Origin of the sequence: Noviherbaspirillum sp., assembly GCF_035944575.1 — a bacterium.
Classification (GTDB): Bacteria; Pseudomonadota; Gammaproteobacteria; order Burkholderiales; family Burkholderiaceae_D; genus Noviherbaspirillum.
In genome coordinates this window covers 1-5,846 of the sequence record NZ_DASZBA010000137.1, presented here as the reverse complement: position 1 = coordinate 5,846, position 5,846 = coordinate 1, and the positions used below count along the sequence as shown (strand labels likewise).

Sequence of the window (5,846 nt, the reverse complement as noted above, 5' to 3'; positions counted from 1 at the left end):
CTACCTTTGGGGAATGGAACAAGCCGGCATATCGGTATTCAACGTCCCCGCCAGAATGGAAAATGAAGAATTCACGCTGACCGCCGAACCGGACGGATTCTTCAATCTGCGGAACGAGGAATTCGGGATCGATGTCCGGGGCAAGGTTGGCGAACTGATGCATGTCCGGACCGAAGGCGGCGTCATCGATCTGCGGGTGGATAGCATTCTTGCCAAACCCGGCGGCCAGTTCACCCTTATTCGTGCTCCCCGATTCGAGATGATTGCGTATCTACAGGAATCGTTGAAAATTGCTGAGAAAGGAAAACAATCCGGCATCATCAGCGTCGTCCTGGAATCAAAAGACCCCAAGCTTGCAGGAAACGTCGTCGATGAGATTGGCCGGGAATACATTCGCCAGAACGAGGAACGAAAATCCCGGGATGCCGAAAAGTCACTTATCTATCTCAATACCCAACTGCCGGAACTCAAGAGCGAGCTCGAGCAGTCGGAGTCCCGGCTCAGCGCGCTGCGAAACAAAAACAGTACCGTCGATCTCAGCGAGGAAGGAAAAACGCTCCTGCAGCAAGCGGCGGCGACGCAAACAAAGTTGTTCGAGCTGAAGCAGAAGAAAGCTGAACTGCTGACCCGATTCAATAACAACCATCCTTCCATCGACACCATCAACCAGCTAATGAGGGGTGCGACAACAGAGCTGGCCAAACTGGATTTGCAGGCGAAACGACTGCCTTCGGTAGAGCAGGAACTGCTGCGCGTGACACGGGACGTAAAAGTGAATACGGAGGTGTACACAGCGGTGCTGGGGACCGCCCAGCAGTTGCGGCTGATCGCTTCCAGCAACGTCGGCAATGCACGCCTGCTTGACGCTGCCGCACCTCCTCTCAGGCCGGTCAGTCCCCGCCGTCTTCTTCTGATCGCGCTGGCGGGGGCCGTCGGCCTGGTGCTCGGCGTCCTGTTCGCATTTGTCAGGAAAACCATGTTCGGCAGGGTCGACTACCCTCACGAAGTCGAGCAGCTTCTGGGCTTTCCGGTCAGTGCGACGATTTACCATAGCAAGGATCAAAAGGCATTATCCGCACAGATCGCCGGCAAATCGAAAGAGCTTGCGGTGCTGTCCCATGACGGAATTCCCGATCATGCAGTGGAGAGCCTGCGCAATCTTCGCAGCACGCTGCAGTTCGCCATGCTCAATGCGCGAAACAACATCATCATGATTACCGGCCCAACGCCGGGAGTAGGTAAGTCGTTCGTGTCCGCGAATCTGACTGCGTTGCTCGCCTCGATCGGCAAGCGGGTGCTGCTGATCGACGCGGACCTGCGTACCGGCTACCTGCATCGCTACTTTGGCGTGGATCGTGAGAATGGATTGGCTGAAGCGATCAGAGGGGACATCGATGTTGATAGCGCGGTGCATCGCAGCGTCGTGGAGAAGGTCGACTTCATTGCCACGGGAAAATTGCCGGGCAAGGCCGCCGAGCTGCTGGAGCATCCGAATTTCGCCCTGGTGCTTGCACGGCTATCGGCCCAGTACGATTTCGTTCTGATCGACACGCCGCCGGTACTGCCGTTTTCCGACGCATCCATTGTCGGCACCCATGCGGGCGCGATATTCAACATCGTACGCGGCGGCGTAAGTACCGTGGATGAAATCGACGAAGCGGTGAAGCGGCTTAGCCAATCGGGCAGTACCGTGACCGGAACGGTCTTCAATGATCCGAAATCGCATCTCGCCCGCGCCCGTTTTGGCGCCAGATACGGCAAGTACCGTTTCGCCGAAAGCAAATAGGCGAACGAGATCGATGATGAAGCTGCCTTTCATTCGACGGGTAATGCCCAAAAATCGCTTTTTGCTGAAGGTATCCGTGCTCGCCGGAGGCACGGTCGGGGCCCAGGCGATTCTGGTCATCGCCGCGCCCATACTGACGCGCCTTTACACGCCTCAGGACTTCGGTTTGCTGGCGGTATTCGTGTCGTTGCTGTCGCTGGTAACAGTTGTGGCAAGTTTGCGGTATGAGCAGGCGATCCCCTTGCCGGAGGACGATAAGGAAGCCGCGGCCTTGTTATTGCTGAGTCTCCTCACAACCCTGGCCGTGGCCTCGACCGCCGCCATTTTCTTTTATATCTGGCGGCATCCGCTTGCACGTCTTCTAAATACGCCGCAACTCGCCGACTACCTGATCCTGGTGCCGCTCGGCGCAATGCTGGCCGCAGTCTATAACGTGCTGAAGCATTGGGCTATTCGCATGAAGGCGTTCGGTCCGATCGCCAAAACCAAACTCAGCCAGTCGATCGTCACAGCGGGAATCCAGCTGGCCGGTGCGCCGCTGGGGCCATCCGCTTTGGTCGTGGGACAAATCGCAGGACAAGGGTCGGGGTCGCTGTCCCTGTTCATTCGCGTATTGCGGGACCGGATGCCGTTGCTGGCATCCATCAGGATTCCCGACGTGTTTGCGGTCGCCCGCCGCTACAAGCAGTGCCCGATGTTTTCAACCTGGGGCGCCTTGTTCAATACAGCCGGCGCACAGCTGCCGCCGGTCATGTTTGCCGTCTTTTTCAGTCCCGCCGCGGCCGGCATGTATGCGCTTGCGAACCGCGTCCTTTCAATGCCGATGCAACTCCTTGGACAGTCGATCGGACAGGTCTTCTTTTCCGATGCGGCGCAGGCCCATCGTGACGGGCGGCTCGGCGCATTGGTGGCGGGTATCCATGGGCGGCTGGCGCATATCGGGATGCCGCCGATGCTTGTCCTGCTCATCTCGGGACCCGATGTCTTTGCATATGCCTTCGGAAATGAGTGGCGTGCATCAGGCGTCTTTGCGCAATGGCTCGCTCCATGGTTGTACCTGGTTTTCGTCACCGCGCCGCTGACGTCCATCATTCTGGTCCTCGACCGCCAGGCGACCGGCATGGTTTTCCAGGCTGTGTTGCTTGCAGTTCGTTCAATGGCCATTGCAGCCGGGGCCTGGTTCGCGGACCTGACAGTCGCCGTTGCACTTTTTGCTTTGGGCAGCGCGGTATGCTGGCTGGTCAATCTGGGCTGGGTGATGCGCGTATCCGGAAATACGGCCAGAGAAATTTGGCGGCCAAGTTCCGGCGCACTTGTCTGGGGCGCGGTCCTGTCGCTTCCCGTGCTCCTGGCCACCGTAGGTGCGAATGATCCGGCGTTCTGGCTTTTCTCGCTGGCAGCGGCTTTCCTTCTTATCGCAGCCCGGTACGCCTTTTTGTTGAAAAACGCCTGGATATGAAAAAAATCATCGTCGAACTAAGCGACCAGAAATGGCGGTCATTGCCGGAGTCTGAACTGCATATGCGCGGCGCGGCATTCGCGGGGGATACGTTGCATCGCTCGCCGGACAGCCTGTATCCGCAACTGCCGCAATCCCTGCTCGATGTCGCCGCATGGAGCGAGGCGTTGTCGCGGCTGAACGGGTTCTTTGCCATTGTGAGGCAAGGCGGGCAGGGCGCGGTCGCGGTGGTGGACAGAATCCGCAGCATTCCTCTGTTCTATGGACAGCGAGGCGACAGCATATTCATCGGCGACGACGCCGAATGGGCCCGCCTGCAGGTGGGAGACCGCGAGATGGACCCGGTCGCGCGCGACGAATTCCAGCTTACCGGTTTCGTTACCGGGAACCAGACCCTGTACCCGAATGTAAAGCAGCTGCAGGCCGGCGAACTGCTGATCGTCGACGGCACAAAAACCGTGCCGGCGCTCCGTACGCATAGTTACTTCCGGCTAGTGCACCAGGAGCCGGACCTCTACACAGAGACCGTGCTGGCACAGCAGCTCGAGCGCCATGCCGATGCCGCCATACAGCGCCTTGTGCAGTATGCGGACGGTCGACAAATCGCCATTCCATTGAGCGGCGGATATGATTCCCGCCTCATTGCCAGTCTTCTTGCCAAATACGGCTATGAAAATGTCATCGCTTTTACCTACGGCATAAAAGGCAACAAGGAAGCAAATTACAGCCGGAAGGTCGCGCGTGCGCTGAATATCCCATGGCGCTTCGTCGAATACAGCGAAAGATGCTGGCGTGACGCATGGAATACCCAGGAGCGCCATGATTACCAGAAATGGGCTTCGGGCTGGTCGAGTCTTCCGCATGTACAGGACTGGGTTGCGGTTCGCACGCTCAAAAAGAACGGAACGATCGGCAACGATGCTGTGTTTGTTCCAGGGCACACCTGTGTCAGGAGACATACTGGTGTTCCAGAGGAAGCTCGCGACAGTTGGAAGGCGAGCACATCCGGGTTGATCGAATACATTCGAAGCCAGCATTACACCAGGTCAGCCGGGAAAACAGGGCCCGACGCGGGACGCGATATCTGGAAGACTCGTATCGCCGGCACCGGCGAGATGGGAACCATTGCGTCAGCCGTGGAATTCGCATCGATGTGCGAAAAATGGGAGTGGCGCGAAAGACAGGTGAAGTTCATCTGCAACTCGGTGCGGGTGTACGAATTCTTCGGCTACGACTGGTGGTTGCCTCTTTGGGACGCTGACTTCATCCGATTCTGGCAGGGCGTTCCCCTTGAGCTGCGGATGGGCCGGCACTGGTACAACGAGTATGTGAAACATCTCTACGCTTCCCAGACCGGCATCGACGTGCATGAATCCCTGGATAACGCCGAGGACGCCGTCGGACTGGAAAGACTGATGCGCATGTTCATCGCGCAATTTTTTCCCGGGGCAAAGGATCATCTCAGAAAGCTGCGGCAAACCGTCCTGCCGAAGGCCGTTCCGAACGGTTACGTGGTGTCTCATTTTCCAACCGTCGAGAAAAGACGCCTGCAGCGTGATGGTTACCACATGAATGGAATGCTGGTACATGAATTTCTTCAACGCCATGGATGACGATGTACGCTTTCATCACCAATCTTCCGCTTTCCACGGCATGCAAACACACAGCACATGCGGTAAGACCGTGCGTCCGGGATTGTCCTGGCTCCGATTCCGGCTTGTTCGCGTCGTTAGCCATGCGCAGGCAGCCGGACTTGTTAGAGAGTCATTTCCCGCAAATGATCGATGCCCATTCGTCGGTTTCGGACGAGCGATGTGGCGAAGGGGGAGCGATGGTAAGGGCAATCCGCTACTTCAATTCTGGTGACCGCAAAGAGGCCACTATGTGCGCGTACGGTAAGAGCGCAAACGTCTCCGATTCCGCCGATAGGATTTTTCAGTGATGGATACGAAGACACAGTATCGTGAATTTTCGAGAAGCGAGCCGTCGCTGCCGATCTTCTCGCGCGATTGGTGGCTTGATGCTACGGCAGGCCCCGACCACTGGAACGCCGCACTCGTGAAAAAAGGCGGGCAGGTCGCCGCCGCCATGCCGTACACCACGTATCGGCGCTACTGGCTCAAGGTCATGGGCCAGCCCGCCCTGACGCAAAAGCTGGGGCCATGGCTGCGGCTGACGGAAGGCAAGCCGGCAACCAGGCTGGCCGGTGAAAAGGATCTGATGCAGGGTTTAATCGACCAACTGCCGCGGTTCGACTATTTCACCCAGAACTGGCACCACAGCCGCACGAACTGGCTGCCGTTTGCCTGGAACGGCTTTCACCAGACCACCCGCTACACCTATGTGCTGAATCAGCTGCAGGACGCCGACAAACTCTGGGCCGGATTCGACAATGCCACACGAGCTGAATGCAAAAAGGCGCAAGGTCGTTTCAATCTTACGGTGCGGGACGATCTGCCTCTGGATGCGTTTCTTGCGTTGAACCGGATGACGTTTGCGCGCCAGCGGATGGAGGTTCCATACTCGGACGCGTTCGTGCGCCGGCTGGATGCGGCTTGCGCCGAACGTGGTTGCCGCAAGTTCTTTATCGCGGTCGACCCG

At 57.9% G+C, this 5,846-nt stretch carries 4 protein-coding genes; all 4 read left to right on the top strand.

Features of this window, described 5'->3' with window-relative positions:
• A partial coding sequence (locus VGU61_RS09465) for a polysaccharide biosynthesis tyrosine autokinase (RefSeq protein ID WP_326858869.1) occupies positions 1 to 1,786 on the top strand: 1,786 nt, incomplete at its 5' end.
• A 43-nt stretch (positions 1,787 to 1,829) separates the two neighbouring features.
• Entirely contained in the window at positions 1,830 to 3,245 is a 1,416-nt protein-coding gene (locus tag VGU61_RS09460; RefSeq protein WP_326858868.1) for an oligosaccharide flippase family protein, read from the top strand.
• Positions 3,242 to 4,858 carry an asparagine synthase-related protein gene (locus VGU61_RS09455; protein WP_326858867.1) on the top strand — a complete coding sequence of 539 codons (1,617 nt, stop codon included), beginning with the start codon at positions 3,242 to 3,244 and terminating at the stop codon, positions 4,856 to 4,858. The genes VGU61_RS09460 and VGU61_RS09455 overlap by 4 nt, the downstream gene beginning before the upstream one ends.
• A gap of 328 nt (positions 4,859 to 5,186) precedes the next feature.
• Positions 5,187 to 5,846 (top strand): methicillin resistance protein (locus VGU61_RS09450; protein WP_326858866.1); only part of this gene is annotated, 660 nt, incomplete at its 3' end.